Origin of the sequence: Psychrobacter piscatorii (assembly GCF_904846415.1) — a bacterium.
GTDB lineage: Bacteria > Pseudomonadota > Gammaproteobacteria > Pseudomonadales > Moraxellaceae > Psychrobacter > Psychrobacter piscatorii.
This window is the reverse complement of sequence record NZ_CAJHAR010000017.1, coordinates 14,008-30,096: the sequence shown is the minus strand read 5'-3', so window position 1 is coordinate 30,096 and position 16,089 is coordinate 14,008. Positions and strand designations below refer to the sequence as shown.

Sequence of the window (16,089 nt, the reverse complement as noted above, 5' to 3'; positions counted from 1 at the left end):
ATGATAGATATGAGTTCGCTGCCTAACCGTTGGGTCTGCCTATATCCACAAGATGATACGGCAACCAGCGAAGCGGTGACACTGTCACCAGACAACCGCGGATTAGCCTATGCGGATGGGTTTTTTACGACCATGGGTGTGCTGGACGGACTCATACTATGGGCAGACTATCATCATCAGCGGCTCATCTCCCACGCTGATGCCTTGCAGTTAGATATAGACTGCGAGGAACTACTGGCAGTATTAAAAATGTATGCCCAGCAGTTAGAGCAGGGCATGCTCAAGCTCGTGGTGACTCGCGCCGCACAAGACATTCGCGGTTATGGCTATGTACCAAGTGAGTCAGGAAGCGCTTGTGAGATATGGTTAAAACCGACTATTATGAGAGTCTCTACTGCTGTGCAACTGTCATTACCTGACGGCAATCTAGTACCGATGCAGCCGAACGCCTCGGCGATATGCTTATCTTCACAGATTGCCTGTCTGCCGCCACCGCTGGCAGGACTCAAAAGCCTGAGCCGCCTAGATAATGTCCTTGCCAGTGGCGAGCTACAGCGCATAAAAGCTGAACCATTGGCCTCTAACGTTGCAAAGAGCCTCAGTGAAGGGCTGCTACGTGATATGAGTGGTCACTGGGTTGAAGGTACAATGAGCAATGTGTTCTATCAGTTAGCAGATGAGCCTTTATCCGAGTCTGAAACGCACTCTAGTGGCCATGAAGGTGTTGATAACAATCCTGAGAGTTATCTAACAACAGGTCAATGGAACACCCCCTCTATGGATCAATCGGGCGTTGCTGGTGTGATGCGGCAGGTGATTATTGATGCTCTGTCCACGACAGAGTATCCAGTGGTGATACGGTCGTTATCAGATGAGGACTTGCCTAGGTTGACGCAGTTATTCTTTTGCAATGCACTGCGCGGCATCATGCCTATGAGCAGTTTGACGTTATTGTCAGGTAATATTGTAGATTTTCAATCTGTTTAGTTATCATTGAAAAACAACAAATTTAGTATCAATAAAATCATCTGGATATAAAACCACTTGCTCATTTCTATACATCTTTTGCGCTTTCAATAACGCCTCTTGCTCATCCTCTGCGACAACTTCCACGATATTGCTTAGTGGTTCAACAATTTCAATTTGAAAGGTCTGTGACGCTTTTTCATTTGTTCTTATCATAGTGAATCTCAATATTGAAAAACTACTTTCGTTATCTATGCTGGCTAGATTAGCAAAAGTATCCAAAAGAAGTGATCGTCTTTTGTTACGCAGACTTGTGTCATAAAGCAAATCGATCAATGGTTTTCATATCGTGCAAGTTAAAAAGAGAAGCGACTAGTATCGTTTTCGATAACAACCACGACTAACAAATTCAATCATGCCTTTATCTCGTAATACTTGTAATTGCTGGCGAATTTTATCTTTTACATAGTTGTTTTCAGGATGTTTGAGCTGCAACTCATTAGCAAAAGTATAAACTTGATTGAGAGTAAAACTGACATCGAGCCGGTCGATACATTGCCAGACATCGAGTGTCCAACCGCGCGACTCTATAGATTGCTTGCGTAAAAATAAGGTTTTTTGGAATTGCTGGGTAACCGACTCCTTATCTATGATTTTTTGGTCTTTGACCAAAAACACTTTGCCCGACTCTGGCACTTGGCGTAAGTCAATATTGCAACCCACCCAACCTGCTCGTTTGACAGTCACTGATAATGGTTTGCGCTTAATGACAATATCAGGGGTAAAAAACTGCTTGGGAATAATCAGAAAGTTATTAACGGCGTATGCTTTTGAGTAGGTCAAAAAGAAAAAACTGGGATTGTCATCACTATTGATACGCTCAATCATCGTCGTTTAAGCGCCATCATTAACGATGTTGCTGAGTTTGGCTTTTTTACTTTTTAGCTCATATTGCTCATTACAATGCGCGCAGTAAAAATCAGCGACCGGTTTACCATTAGCAAATTCGGTCAAAGGCTGCTCGCTACAATTAGGACAGTAACCATTTTCCGTCACCCATGCTTCACTGAGAACACGAATAATCTGTGATTTAGAGCGATAGTTTGTAGCGAGTCTTCGGTCAAAATGTAGATTCATAATAAAGTGTCAACGTTGATGGACAGTGATAAAAATACCAGTAAAAGGTGGGAATATTGAGCCAAATAAATCAGTGTATAGACCAAGTTAATGCATAAGCTAAGCAAATACCATTGAAAATCGTACGGTTCAGTGCTAAATTCTAGCAAACATCTGCCTCGCGAGTTGCCATGAGCAAGCCCACACCCAATACACCACCTGAACGTCCCAATGAGTCGCCATCCAATAATCAAGATGGCACAGTCGAGGAGCGTGTAGACACCACGCTACCGGACGCGCAACCAGTGGTAAATAGGGTGGAAGACACGCCAGCAACCAATGTCTCGCTGATCAGTGGCAACAGCAAACCGCGTCAATATAAAGTCAACAATCCCTCGTTTTTTATGCAGCGCGGTTATCAGGTATTGCTGGTGCTAGGGCTCATTGCCGCGTTTTTCTTAGTCATGGTTTATCAGACCTTATTTGGTCGTATCGAGCAGCCACAGCAAATGGTCACGATTGAGCAAGGTCAGACGTATTATGGCCTATTGCCGCAGTGGCAAAATCAGATTCCGCTGTTTTCGGCCAGCGTAGCCAAGCTATATATCAAGTCGCAAGTCGATGCGCCTTTGCATGCAGGTATCTATCAATTACCTGAAAATCCAACCATTGCTGAGGCACTGCAAATATTAGAGCAGGGCGCAAAAGCAGCCATGGTAAAGGTGCAAATCATCGAAGGCAAAACCTCAAAAGATTTGTATCAAGCGCTGCGTGATAATGACAATATCGAAAAAGAAGTGCTGACCGCAGACAGTGATAATGCCAGCATTGCACAAGCGTTAGATTTGGCTGGTATATTGCCAGATAGTGTGACTAATAGCAGTGATCCTATCGTCAATCATAATCTTGAAGGTTGGTTTGCACCTGATACCTATTATTATGGTGAAGGGACGAGCGATAAAAAAGTGCTCACGGACCTATATAAACGCCAGCAAAAAGCGCTGACTGATGCGTGGGTAAATCGTGCGCCTGACCTACCTTATAATAGCCCTTACGAAGCATTAGTAATGGCATCTATCATCGAAAAAGAAACCAGCGTACCAGAAGAGCGTCCGCTAGTCTCTGCCGTGTTTAGAAATCGCTTGGTTAAAAACATGCGTATGCAGACCGATCCGACCATCATTTATGGTATGGGTAGCCGTTATGATGGTAATATCCGCCGCAAAGACATCGATGAAAAAACGTCTTATAATACCTATCAGATTGATGGCTTACCGCCAACGCCAATCGCGCTGCCATCTGCTGCTTCTATCGAAGCAACCTTGCATCCTGCCGATAGCGACGCCCTTTACTTTGTGGCAACCGGTAACGGCGGACACAAATTTACCAATAGCTTGGCTGAGCACAACCAAGCGGTAAAAGACTATCTGAGCGTCATGCGTGAGAAAAAATCTCAAACACCGCCGCAATAAATAACTTCGTTATCTCTTATAAAACTTATCGTTTATTGAGCGCTATAATCTAACGATAGCGCTCATTAATGACATAAGGTCATATCATGTCAGTACCTATACAGAACAACGCGTCATCCGCACAGACGAGTACAGTATCGTCCACGCTACCTCAATCAAATGCTTCACAAACGACGAACGCACCTACTGTAGGACGGTTTATTAGTTTTGAAGGAACTGAAGGCGTCGGAAAAACCACTGCGATTGAACAGCTCTGCTTGCAACTAGAGAAAAATGGTATTCAATACCTTCGTACTCGCGAGCCGGGTGGTAGTCCGTTTGCTGAGCGACTGCGCGATATATTGCTAGACCCTACAACTGAAATTGAAGATGATACAGAGCTTTTATTATTGTTTGCGGCGCGCTGTGATCATATGCAGCAAGTTATCCTGCCTGCGCTACAACGCGGCACATGGGTAATCTGTGATAGGTTTACGGACTCTACTATTGCGTATCAGGGCTTTGGACGCAGACATGGTGATAAAGCTATGCTGACCAATATTGAGACGCTGATCGAGCAGTTTGTGACACAATTACCTGAGCTGACTTTATGGCTTGATTTGCCAGTATCAGAGGGCATGGCTCGCGCCAATAAGCGCAGCGCAGCAGATCGCTTTGAGCAGCAAGCGATGGAATTCTTCACTTGGGTACATACCGGTTTTAGTCGGCTTGCAAGCTCTCATCCTGAGCGCATACAGCGTATCGATGCGTCAGGCAGTACTGATGAAGTGAGCGCGCGGATATGGCAGGCAGTCGTAGACAAATTTGATGTTAAATAATCATATTTGAGTGAGCATTTTTATCTTGTAAGTAAATTTAATAATCAAGCAGATGTAATAAAAATAAAAAGCCCCTGATATGAACTGACCCCCATAAGTTGGACACAACTTATGGGGGTCAGTTCATATCAGGGGCTTTTTATTGATGGTAGTTTATTATTTAACCGATTATGACGTTAGCGAGTAAATAACGACAGAGTTTATTTATCACTATTTTTGTCATTCAGCTCACTCTGCTCGGCTTCTTTCTCAACCGCGCTAGAAGCGTCAGTGTCAGTTTTGGCAGTCGAATGAGTAGCATTGTCTTGACCAGAGTCAGGGAGGCGATTGGGATCAAGCGCTCCCTTTTTGTTTTTAGGCGCGTTGCCATTACCATTGGTATTACTATTACTAGACGTTTTGGTTTTCGAGGTCGCTGTCGAGTTTGCTGACATCACACCTTTGTTCGCCGTATCATTTGAGACGGCTTTTGGCGCCACAGCTTTATCATCCGTCGCTACTGACGCGATATTAGACGACTTATCTACGCCACTACTCACGCTCGCGGTACTTTTCTCAGCGTTTTTAGCAATGTCAGTGGTTGTCTCTGGTTCTGCTTTTTGAGTGCTGTCACTGCTCAGCTCTTTTTCTTTACGCTTTTCAGGTGCTTTTGAGCTCGATTCAAAATTAGCATCGGCGACCATCCGAGCTTGCTCTTGCTTTGGTGTTACGTCTACTGGTTTTGGCTGTACTTCATCATCCACGACCAGTGAGATAAGCTTGCGATCACGCGGCACTGTACCGTCGAACTTATCAGTAATGACATGCAGCTTGCCTTCTTTATCTATGGTGTACAGCGGCACAAACTGCTTGTTATCCGCTTTATACTGCTCAAAGCTATAGCTGTCAGTGATGTTGGTGATTTTGATGCGGGCTTTTTTGGACAGCATACTAGCAAGCTTGGTGTACGTCACATCTTTGCCAAATAGCCACTGTGAGTGAAAATTGGACTGCTTGTCGTCGCGCTCACTTCTGACTTTTTCATCACTGAACTTGAGACGGTATAGCTTACGTTCGCCAAATTCATGACGATAATGAATCTCAGACAAGGTATTCATCTCTTTGTCCATACTCATCGCAAACAAACGACCGATACCGATCAGATCAAGATGGTGATCAGCGTGATCAGAGATAGGATTGCCAAAGTAAGTACGTAGTCCGCTCATGCGCGCGCGCGCAATATTGGTATAGTTATTATGCGCGACGATGACGTCGAAGCCTTGCTCTTTAAGAGAAGTAGCGATGAGTAGTGCAATCGGGTTTGAGCCGACGATAAGAATACCGTTGGTCTCAGGCTCACGTACGCCCAGCAAGTTGCCGACCACCTTTGCACCCAGACCTTGAATCATCACCGTGCCAATGATGACCATAAATACCAGTGGTACAAGCAGCTCAACACCCTGAATATCATACTCTTGCAAACGAATCGCAAACAGTGAGGAGATAGCAGCAGCGACGATACCGCGAGGGCCAATCCAGCTGATCATCAGCTTTTCGTTGGTTTTTAGGTTGGAGCCGATAGAGGACGCCCAGACCGACAGTGGGCGCGCCACAAACATGACAATAGCAAGGAGCACCAGACCTGCAAAACCTACGCTCAATAAACTTGCCAGCTCCACACGAGCCGCCAAAATAATAAATAGCACAGAGATGAGCAGAACGGTTAAAGACTCATTGAACTCCAAAATCGTCTCGCGTGGGAATTTTGGCCAGTTTGCCAAAGCCACACCCAGTACGGTCACGGTCAATAATCCTGATTCATGCTCCAAATGATTTGATACCGAAAACAAGACCAAGACGAATGCAAGGGTAAAAACGTTTCGCAAAAACTCAGGAACCATATGACGACGCATGAGGAAGGCAAGCAACCAAGCGCCTGCCATACCAAGTGCGGTTGCCAATATGACAATTTTGGCAAATAGTAAGATACTACTGGCTTCACCGCCTGAGATGATATATTCATAGACCAATACCACGGCGATTGCGCCGATTGGATCAATGATAATACCTTCCCATTTTAGGATGTTAGATATCGTTTTATTGGGGCGCACGCTACGCAACAGCGGCATAATGACCGTTGGACCAGTCACGCAGACCAGCGCACCGAATAGGAGTGCAATCAATGGATCGACATCAAATAATAAATAAGTCGATAGTGCTACGATAGCGATAGTGATAAGCACACCAACCGATACCAGCATTTGCACCACGGTACCGTGTTGTTTGATTTCATCGAATTCTAGAGTTAGCGAGCCCTCAAATAGGATAATCGCAACACCTAATGAGATGAAGGGAAACATCAACTCGCCCAGTACCAAATCAGGGTCAAATACGCCCAGTACTGGTCCGACGATAATACCAATCAATAATAAAAATAAAATGGACGGTTGCTTCAAATACCAAGCCAGCCATTGGGCGGCAATGCCAATCCCAACCACGCCGGATAGCAATAGGGCGGTATCCATAAATTAATCCTTTTGTAATCTTGTCATATTTTATATCTATCAAATAGCTGCCATAAGATAGTCGCTACCGTTCACTTCATAATAAGTTGCTATCATTACTTATCTTATCTGGGTCATAGCACTGATAGCCATCATGAATCACAACATGAGCTAGATATGATATATATACTATAAAGTAGCAAAGACAAAAGCAGTCCTAGACGAATAATGTGGGTCTAGAAATGCAAAAGATGGAAAACAAGGGTGATGATAGCCAGCTTGATAAACAAGTAGTCGATAGTATTTTTACTAATTGACTTTTGTTTGTTTTATGATTTGTTTTGCTTGCTATCATAACATGGTTTGATTCATATACATGTATATAGCGCCTGCCACGATATCAGCGCGCCGCCACAAAATTGTACAAAGTCAGTATGAAATAACCATGCCTTGGGTTATCCTGCATTATGGAAACAATGGCAAGATAACGTTTTGTTCATCATACAGTAGCTACGTTGGTCATGCACACCGCCAAGACGATAATAATATGAGGCCAATCAGAGACCATATATTGGCGCTGAGGGTTCATGTTTACCAAAGCCAACAACCCTGATTTTTATTAAATAAGTATAAAAACGGGGCTGATATGATCGTTACTATATCAGCCTAGCGGTAAAACATATATGAAATCGGTGCATAGTACGAATACCATCGTGTAATATGAGTATAACGATATAAGCAAATATAAGAACGCTGACCAATAACTATTGGGGTTATGTGCGTCAGATAAGACGTTATCGAGTATCACCATCAGCTAATTACCAACAATAATAATGACCATCTATATGGGGGACAATATGCCTATCAATATGTTTAAAGCACAAACCACTGTCGATATGCGACTTTGGTTACAGCGCAGTGCGTTGGCACTCGCTGTGAGTACGGCGATGGTGGCTAGTATCAATGTCACCACAATGAGCAATGCCCATGCGGCTGTGACCACGGCTGATTTTTCTGGCCTAGTTCAACAAGTGACGCCAGCAGTGGCACGCGTCAACGTCACCAAGACAGTCAGTGAGGCTGAGCTTGCTAAGGCGCAAACGGCTGAAGTGTTGCGGCAGTTTTTTGGCGATCGGGTGCGCATTCCTGATCGAGCAGTCACGCCAGCGATAGAGCATGCTTATGGTACGGGCTTTTTTGTCACATCTGACGGCTACATGCTGACCAACCATCACGTCATTGAGGGCGCTGACAAAATCACCGTCACACTTAATGATAGAACCGAGCTTGATGCAACCTTGATTGGTAGTGACGAGCGCTCAGATGTGGCTGTACTAAAAGTTGAAGGCAATCAGTTCCCCGCGCTACCGATTGGCGACTCAAACAGCTTAAAAGTAGGTGAGCCTGTACTAGCCATTGGTTCACCATTTGGTTTTGATTATTCAGCCTCCGCTGGCATCGTCAGTGCCAAGTCACGCAGCTTCTCACGCGAAACCAGTGTGCCGTTCATTCAAACCGACGTGGCGCTGAACCCTGGTAACTCAGGTGGCCCTCTATTTAATCAGCGCGGCGAAGTGATTGGTATCAACTCGCGTATATTTAGTGGGACGGGCGGCTACATGGGACTATCGTTCTCTATCCCGATTGATGCTGCTATGGATATCTATGAGCAATTAAAGACCAGTGGTGAAGTCGCTCGCGCATATTTAGGTATCTATCCCCAAGATATCGACCGTAACCTGGCCGAAGCTTATAAATTGGATAAACCCCAAGGCGCTTTGCTGACCCGTGTTTCTCCAGACTCGCCAGCACAAAAAGCAGGTCTAAAACCTGGTGATATTATCTTGCAGTACAATAATGTACAAATCATGCGAGCCTCTGACTTATTGAATTTGCTCAATCGAGCAAAGCCAAGCGATCCATTTCGCGCACAGATTCAGCGCAATGGTAAGCAGATGATCATTAGCGGTAAGCTCGCTTATGCACCTAACGATGTGAGAGCCCAAAGTGGGGATCAGCAGAGCAATGATGTACAACTGGGCTTACGCTTGCGTGATTTAACCGAGGATGAACAAGCAGAAATCGCTGCAGATAATAAAACGGGTATTTTGGTTACCACCGTTGATCCGACAGGACTTGCTGCCCGCTCAGGTATTTTGGCAGGTGATGTTATTACTAACTTTCATCAAAAGCCTATTAAAAAGGTAACGGACTTCTCTGGTGCGATCTCTTCTTTACCAAAGAAAGGCGTTGTGACTATAGAGGTCATCCGCCAAGGTATCCCTGCTATTATTGGTCTGCGTATTGAGTAGATATCTTTATCAGAGCATTACTGATATCGTTATAGCAGGGCACGTCAATAATTGTGCTTGTCCGACATAGAGGTCGGCCTCTATAATGTTGAATTTTTTACCAAACCATTGAGGGTGCTTTCTCATTCTAAAGTTACTCATAGAGTGGTTTGGTGATCGCTTAATACGTTCTAATATGGTATGAGTCGCCTGATAGACTCATAATCTCACACAGCTGCTAGGTAAATATGACTGACCCCGCTCTTTATACGCTAATTATCTCTGTGGCAGCAGCACTGCTCGCGTATATCGCACTGTGGTCAGGGTTACAAACGTTCAATACCAATCCGACCAATCGGTTTATGCGCATTTGGTTCAAGCTAGCATTATATTATGCAGCTTATACCATGCCTATTTGGGCTGTATTGCTGGTCGTGGTTTGGTCTAGTGAGCTAACACCGATGCTAGCTCAGCTGTCATGGGCTATAGTATTGACGTCTGTATTGTTAATGGGGCTGTATTTTTATACCGTGATTGTACAACCCAATCGTTTACGGTTGGAGCATCATGCAGTTGACTTGGATTTATCTACCCCTCTTAAAGTAGCCGTACTGGCGGATTTACGTATTGGGATATATGGTGGCAAGCCACGTCATATCCGCAAACTTGTTGCCACTATTAATGCCTTGTCAGCGGATGCAGTCCTGATTACTGGTGATTGGCTATATTATCCAAGTGCGGATTTGGTTGGGCAGCTTATGTTGTTCAAAGGTGTCAACAAACCTGTTTATACGGTGATGAGTACCTCAGATTTGCGTTATCAATCAATGAATACGACTAAGCAAGGTCAGCCCTTGCTAGAAGACACTTTGGCCAGTACCTTTGATGTGCTTGATATCAGTTATATCGGCCAACAATGTACTTCATTACCGATTAAATGTAGCGGAGCTAATAAAGAACGGTCAGTAGAGCAGCGGCTAAATACTAAAAATAGTGATAAACACATTGTTAGAAAACGTTTTGTAGGAGATGATCCGATCGTAGCGATACTTTGCGGCTGGCAAGATATTCCTAAACCATCTACCGAAACTGAGGGGAAAAACACAGCTGAAAAGGCAGTATTTGGCAGTGAAATTGCTAATGCTACTAATCCCGTTATTATTTTAGCTTCACGATTCGATAGTATTAGCGATCTGCCAAAATCACTGCAGCCAAGACCATTATTAATTGCGGGTGCTGCAAAAAATATTCAAAAAAATATTTGGCTGGCACAAAAGCAAAAAAATATTGAGCGCAGTAGTCAGCAGTCAACATTGCTGAGTAACAGCCGAATGGGTAAGCAACGCGGTTTATATCAGCATGCTAGTGCACAGATATTCGTCAGTAGTGGTATTGGCACGCGAGGCCTCCCTTTTCGATTATATCGTCCCACCATCGATGTGTTGACGATTCGTTAACATTAATCAAAAGACTTATCAGTGCTGATTCATTACGCTAAACTAGCTATTAAGTTTGGCGTTTGTTTATTGATAGAGCTCTGAGCTTATATTTATGATTTTTGGTAATACAAAAGTCTCTTTTTGACCTTTGATTTATGATTGCAGCATCAATTGATTGATAGCGGTCAAATCAAAATATGCTACACTAGCAGGCGTTTTTATTATTATATTTTATGGCGCAATAGGTATCCGCGGTCACTGGCATCGATAATGCTAATACTTACTTGAATACGCAGTAACTTATAATGTAAACGTTATGATAATAAAGAAAATTTCAGCATTAACATCAAGCAAGGATTGGCCATTAGCGTTTATCGACGCATATCAATATTTGGCACTTGCAAACGACCTATCATGTGACAGCTTTGATAAAAGCTAGGATAATACAGTAAGGCACGGTTATGAGCACAGCATACGACGAGATCAAAACCCGATTACAAGGCTCAATGGTAGCCTTGGTAACGCCCATGCACCCTGACGGTACAGTTGATTATAAACGTCTGGCTGACCTCATAGACTGGCAGATAGAGCAGGGCACACATTGCCTCGTTGCTGTTGGTACCACTGGTGAGTCGGCAACCCTATCAATGCAAGAGCATAGCGATGTCATTCGCTATTTTATCCAGCATGTCAAAGGTCGCGTGCCAGTTATTGCGGGTACTGGCGCTAATAACACCATGGAAGCGATTAAGCTGACTCAAGATGCAGCAGATGCTGGTGCAGATTGTGCGTTGTTGGTTGCTCCTTATTACAATAAGCCGCCACAAGAAGGCTTGTTTCAGCATTATCAAGCCATCGCCAAAGCCGTCAATATTCCCCAGATGCTCTACAACGTGCCTGGACGTACAGTCGTTGATATTGCACAAGACACGGTTGAGCGTTTGTGCGATATCGACAATATCGTTGCTATCAAAGATGCAACAGGCTCTGTTGGTCGCGGTGAGCAATTGATTAAAGCCGTTGGCGACAGAATGGTCGTATTGTCTGGTGATGATGGCACAGCGCTTGATCTACTAAAAGTAGGCGGTAAAGGCAATATCTCAGTGACTGCCAACGTAGCGCCAAAAGCCATGAGCGAGACTTTCGCTGCTGGCTTGCGCGGTGATTTTGAGGCCGCTGACAAAATCCACGATGTGGTCAAGCACTTACATCGTGACTTATTTATCGAATCAAGCCCTATTCCAGCGAAATACGCCCTACATAAAATGGGTATTATCGATAAAGGTATTCGCTTACCACTCGTTTGGTTGGCAGAGCAGCATCATGCGACTATTGATGAAGCGTTGGTTCGAGCAAACATACTATAACTTGATCTTCAGCGATTTAAGATTTGTTGCTCGACAATCAATATTCAAGCGAGCAACAAGTCAACTTATCATGATGAGTCAATCGCCTAAATGAGCAATAACTGCTAACTCAGAGAGACAACATGATGACAACATCATCAAAAACAGTATCATCAAAGACGACAAAACTACTTCCTGCAATGCTGACCTTAGTTTTGGGTAGCACCCTTGTATTGAGCGGCTGCCAAGCGACTAAAAGCTTGCTTGGAAAGCGCGACAATGGCAGCTTAGACTATCAACAAAGCAAAAAGCTTGCACCGATAGAGCTGCCGGCTGCTCAAGAAACAGCGCCTTTCGTGCCTTTGTACCCAACACCGAATGTGGGCGCGAACACGCTTAAACTACAGAATGAGTCAGGTAATCAGTATCAACTGCCAAAGCCTCAGCGTGCTGTTAGTAGCCCTTCAAACTAATTTATTTCTTCATTTGTACCGCCGATTTTTATGATTATTGATTAAAATAATATCGATATTGTAATAAGAGTCAGCGGTCGCTGCGCGTTTTTACCACATAAGCTTGAACGAACAGGAACCCCTATAATGCAAAAGCAACAACTGCTGTATAAAGGCAAAGCCAAATCTGTCTATGAAACAGAAGACAATGATCTTCTGATTTTACACTTCCGTGATGATACCTCAGCGCTTGATGGTAAGCGTATTGAACAATTGGCGCGTAAAGGTGTGGTTAATAACCGCTTTAATGCTTTTATCATGCAAAAATTGTCTGATGCTGGCATCGAGACGCATTTTGAAAAGCAATTGTCTGACGACGAAGTATTGGTCAAGCGCTTGGATATGATTCCTGTAGAGTGCGTGGTGCGTAACTTTGCCGCTGGTAGTTTGGTACGTCGTTTGGGCTTAGAAGAAGGGCAGGCATTGACACCGCCAACGTATGAGCTGTTTTATAAAGATGATGCGCTAGGTGATCCGATGGTCAACGAGTCGCTCTCTGTTTCTCTTGGCTGGGCGACCAAAGAACAATTGGCTAAAATGGAAGAGCTAACTTATCAAGTCAACGATGTATTAAAGGCGTTGTTTGATGCGGGTGATTTAATCCTAGTGGATTTTAAACTAGAGTTTGGCGTATTCCATGACCGTATCGTATTGGGTGATGAGTTCTCACCAGATGGCTGCCGTATCTGGGATAAGAACACCAAGAAGAAACTAGATAAAGACCGTTTCCGTCAGTCATTAGGTGATGTGATTGAAGCTTATGAAGAAGTCGCTGACCGTATTGGTGTACCATTAAAATAAGCATTTAATACTTAGCATAAAATAAAAAACTGAGCCATGCGCTCAGTTTTTTTATGTCATTATATTAATGTTGGTACCCTAATGAGGACTTGAATCTTCGGCTGTGGGCTGATGGTATCAACGTTTTAACTCAATAAGATAGGCGCGGTGTACTTCATAGTGTACTTACTATGCACAATAGAGAAGCAGTTATGTCTAATACTAAAGCAGTATGGTTATGCAACTATAACAACTTTGATGTGACAGAGACCTATGGTATCAAAGCGACGTTGCCAGAGGTTTTTGATGCTGTGCAATTTTACAAATTAGAGAAGAAGAAAAAATCTAATGTAATAGAGAAAGGTGAAGAGCAGAAATACTATGACATCAACGAGATGGATTTGGTCTTTTGTAAAAGTTGGTCTAAAGGTGAATATATTAATACTCATCATATGCCTAGCAAGGTATTTATTAAGCCAAATGAGAAACTACCGAAAACTGATGACTTAATGTTTAATATTATTGGGGGGTATTTATTATTCAATCAACAGTGCTATGACATCATCAGTCAGTTCACGCTAGGCGCTACGCATTTTAGTCAAGTATATATTTATGATATTGAGACAGAGGAACTAAAATCGCAAACGCCTTATTATTTTATCAATATAGCAGAGACGCGTGACTATCTTAATGTTGAAGAAAGTAAAGGGATCAAAGAAAATTCTTATGCTCCAAAACTACCTACTCATTCTATATGGGAACCAATCGATAATGATATCCAGTTGAATACTACTGCACAAGAGTGTGACGTAGACCTATGGCATGACCCTGCATTACGTAAATCTTTATTTTTCTCAGACGAGTTAGTCAGCGCCTTATTAGCCTCAGGGATCAAGCAGCAAGCGCTCGCTTTGAGTCGTTGCGTTGTTCAATAATTAGTTTATAGATTGATATCCAATAATACTAACCATCAAAAGACACTGTTATTGGTGAACTACTTATAGCGGACTCATTTCAAAACAAGCTTTCTATCATCAAATAGTACCTTTGAGGTATACCCCAGCGGAACCAGCTATTTCACTCGACAAACCTATTAATAGACTACTTAAAACAGACTGCCATAATGGAACCGCTTATAACAGACTATAATTCCTATCCATTTATCAACCAGTATCACCCTTTCAGCCATAGGCTTATCATTTAACTCGTATAAAAAATCAAACATAGCGCCAACACTGTCTTTGATACCTTGTCTTGCTTTTATGCTAATTTGTTAGTACTTACTCATATCAATTAGACTATAAAAATAAGAAAAGGTTTCGCTCATGTCTACTGCTTCATCAACTGTTTTAGAGCCTGACTGGTTCACTCGTCCAACCTGTGTGGTCGCTGCCGATTTGGTGGGTAAGGTGGTTTGTAGAAAGCTGATCGACAGCGACGAATCAGAAAAAGTTTTGCGAATGCGTATTTCTGAGACAGAAGCCTATATTGGTCAAAATGATCCTGCTTGCCATTCACATGCAGGGTCACGAACGGCGCGCACAGAGATTATGTATGAGCAAGGCGGTGTGTTCTATGTCTATTTGACTTACGGTGTGCATCACATGCTAAATTTGATTAGCGGCTCTGTAGAGTCACCTGAATCGGTGCTAATACGCGCTGGGTTTTTGACGGATGATAGTGATCGTTTGATTGATGAACAATATCTCAGTCCAAATAAGCAGCTGACTCACCCCAAGCAGTTTGCAGGGCCGGGTAAACTGACCAAGCGCTTGCAGATAACTCGCGACTTATATGGCAAGCCTATCACGCCAGACTCAGGCGTTTGGGTCGAAGATGATGGTTGCCAGCCGCCCGTGTCAGTGCGTCCACGTATCGGTATCGATTATGCCGGTGATGCCAAAGACTGGTTGCTACGCTATATATGGACCGATCATCCTTCTTTATCTAAGAACTAGCAAGTTGAGATTTAAACCTATTTTGTGAGGTAAGTTCATGTATAAGTTGACGGTTTTCATTCCTGATGAGGCATTAGAGCAAGTAAAGTCCGCTTTATTCGCAGCTGGTGCTGGGAGTATTGGCGATTACGAGCAGTGCTGTTGGCAAGTGCAAGGAACAGGGCAGTTTATGCCGTTAGCAGGTAGCGCGCCGCACATCGGTAAGCAAGATAGTTTAGAAACGGTCGATGAATGGCGAGTAGAGATGGTCATCGATGACGCGTTTATTACTGCTGCTGTCATCGCGTTAAAAGAGGCGCACCCGTATGAAACACCAGCGTATGATGTGATAAAAGTCTTGGATTTTTAGTTTTATATAGAAAAATATTAGCTTATTGAGTGTAAGAATTCTCATAAAAAAACCAAATAAGCCACCTGATGACTTATTTGGTTATAAATTTTTTGATGTTTCAACTGAGTATTAACAGTGAATATCAGACTCTAATAATCGATTAATCCTTTTTAATCTTGATGACATTGTAGCTTGGATAGCCCAGTTCGATTTTATAATCGTCGCGACCACGCTCAGCTTTGACCTTAATTTTACGGTCGCCCTTTTTATATTTAACATCTTTGACACGGTATCCCATGCTGCTAACTTTATTGGCAGCTCGACGCTCGATAGCAGCTGAGTAGACGTTTTTATCCGCTTTTTTATGCTTGTTTTTGTGCTTTTCATGCTCTTTGTTATCTTTGTAGACGTCTCCATAGATATCGTCATATACGTTATAGCCGCCAGGTGTAGTGACACAGCCAGTAGTTACCGCTAATAAAGTGGCGACAATACTGCCAGATATTACATTCTTTAGTGTTGAAGATGATAAAGCTTTCATAAAAATGTCCTCATAATCTACTATCGTTGGATAAAG

General features: G+C 43.3%; 15 protein-coding genes and 1 pseudogene. 11 read left to right on the top strand and 5 right to left on the bottom strand.

Features of this window, described 5'->3' with window-relative positions:
• Positions 1–9: 9 nt before the first annotated feature.
• Positions 10–987: an aminotransferase class IV gene (locus JMX83_RS08945; RefSeq protein WP_201600820.1), complete on the top strand. Its 978-nt coding sequence runs from the start codon at positions 10–12 to the stop codon at positions 985–987.
• Positions 988–990: 3 nt separating this feature from the next.
• Here JMX83_RS08945 and JMX83_RS08940 read toward each other — a convergent pair whose 3' ends face one another.
• The 3 genes and pseudogenes from JMX83_RS08940 to JMX83_RS15370 all read right to left on the bottom strand — a co-directional run.
• The gene (locus tag JMX83_RS08940; RefSeq protein WP_227675798.1) at positions 991–1,248 is read right to left on the bottom strand and encodes a DpnD/PcfM family protein; all 258 of its coding nucleotides are present in this window, start codon (positions 1,246–1,248) and stop codon (positions 991–993) included.
• 90 nt (positions 1,249–1,338) lie between these two features.
• Positions 1,339–1,557 carry a hypothetical protein gene (locus JMX83_RS15375; protein WP_406947624.1) on the bottom strand — a complete coding sequence of 73 codons (219 nt, stop codon included), beginning with the start codon at positions 1,555–1,557 and terminating at the stop codon, positions 1,339–1,341.
• 18 nt (positions 1,558–1,575) lie between these two features.
• Positions 1,576–2,103 (bottom strand): annotated as a pseudogene (locus JMX83_RS15370) (DpnI domain-containing protein); the annotation flags it as partial.
• Between the two features lie 170 nt (positions 2,104–2,273).
• On the opposite strand from JMX83_RS15370, the gene mltG reads away from it, so the two are divergent.
• Both mltG and tmk read left to right on the top strand, forming a co-directional pair.
• Positions 2,274–3,554 (top strand): endolytic transglycosylase MltG, encoded by a 1,281-nt coding sequence (mltG, locus tag JMX83_RS08930; protein ID WP_201600818.1) that lies wholly within the window; start codon positions 2,274–2,276, stop codon positions 3,552–3,554.
• Positions 3,555–3,640: 86 nt separating this feature from the next.
• The gene (tmk, locus tag JMX83_RS08925; protein ID WP_201600816.1) at positions 3,641–4,372 is read left to right on the top strand and encodes a dTMP kinase; all 732 of its coding nucleotides are present in this window, start codon (positions 3,641–3,643) and stop codon (positions 4,370–4,372) included.
• Between the two features lie 200 nt (positions 4,373–4,572).
• Here tmk and JMX83_RS08920 read toward each other — a convergent pair whose 3' ends face one another.
• Positions 4,573–6,876, bottom strand: a complete 2,304-nt coding sequence (locus tag JMX83_RS08920) for a cation:proton antiporter (RefSeq protein ID WP_201600813.1) — start codon at positions 6,874–6,876, stop codon at positions 4,573–4,575.
• Positions 6,877–7,751: 875 nt separating this feature from the next.
• On the opposite strand from JMX83_RS08920, the gene JMX83_RS08915 reads away from it, so the two are divergent.
• The 8 genes from JMX83_RS08915 to JMX83_RS08880 all read left to right on the top strand — a co-directional run bounded on the left by JMX83_RS08915 (position 7,752) and on the right by JMX83_RS08880 (position 15,530).
• A complete protein-coding gene (locus tag JMX83_RS08915; RefSeq protein ID WP_406947623.1) occupies positions 7,752–9,167 on the top strand; it encodes a Do family serine endopeptidase in 1,416 nt (471 codons plus the stop codon).
• Positions 9,168–9,394: 227 nt separating this feature from the next.
• Positions 9,395–10,603 carry a metallophosphoesterase family protein gene (locus JMX83_RS08910; protein WP_201600811.1) on the top strand — a complete coding sequence of 403 codons (1,209 nt, stop codon included), beginning with the start codon at positions 9,395–9,397 and terminating at the stop codon, positions 10,601–10,603.
• Positions 10,604–11,046: 443 nt separating this feature from the next.
• The gene (dapA, locus tag JMX83_RS08905; protein WP_201600809.1) at positions 11,047–11,952 is read left to right on the top strand and encodes a 4-hydroxy-tetrahydrodipicolinate synthase; all 906 of its coding nucleotides are present in this window, start codon (positions 11,047–11,049) and stop codon (positions 11,950–11,952) included.
• Positions 11,953–12,074: 122 nt separating this feature from the next.
• Positions 12,075–12,404, top strand: a complete 330-nt coding sequence (locus JMX83_RS08900) for a hypothetical protein (protein ID WP_227675797.1) — start codon at positions 12,075–12,077, stop codon at positions 12,402–12,404.
• A gap of 126 nt (positions 12,405–12,530) precedes the next feature.
• Complete coding sequence (purC, locus tag JMX83_RS08895; protein WP_057757995.1) at positions 12,531–13,244, top strand: phosphoribosylaminoimidazolesuccinocarboxamide synthase; 714 nt, start codon at positions 12,531–12,533, stop codon at positions 13,242–13,244.
• Positions 13,245–13,435: 191 nt separating this feature from the next.
• Positions 13,436–14,158: a hypothetical protein gene (locus tag JMX83_RS08890; protein ID WP_201600807.1), complete on the top strand. Its 723-nt coding sequence runs from the start codon at positions 13,436–13,438 to the stop codon at positions 14,156–14,158.
• Between the two features lie 390 nt (positions 14,159–14,548).
• The gene (locus JMX83_RS08885; protein WP_201600805.1) at positions 14,549–15,181 is read left to right on the top strand and encodes a DNA-3-methyladenine glycosylase; all 633 of its coding nucleotides are present in this window, start codon (positions 14,549–14,551) and stop codon (positions 15,179–15,181) included.
• Between the two features lie 37 nt (positions 15,182–15,218).
• Complete coding sequence (locus tag JMX83_RS08880; RefSeq protein ID WP_201600803.1) at positions 15,219–15,530, top strand: NGG1p interacting factor NIF3; 312 nt, start codon at positions 15,219–15,221, stop codon at positions 15,528–15,530.
• Between the two features lie 142 nt (positions 15,531–15,672).
• Here JMX83_RS08880 and JMX83_RS08875 read toward each other — a convergent pair whose 3' ends face one another.
• The gene (locus tag JMX83_RS08875; protein WP_201600801.1) at positions 15,673–16,053 is read right to left on the bottom strand and encodes a hypothetical protein; all 381 of its coding nucleotides are present in this window, start codon (positions 16,051–16,053) and stop codon (positions 15,673–15,675) included.
• Positions 16,054–16,089 lie beyond the last annotated feature (36 nt).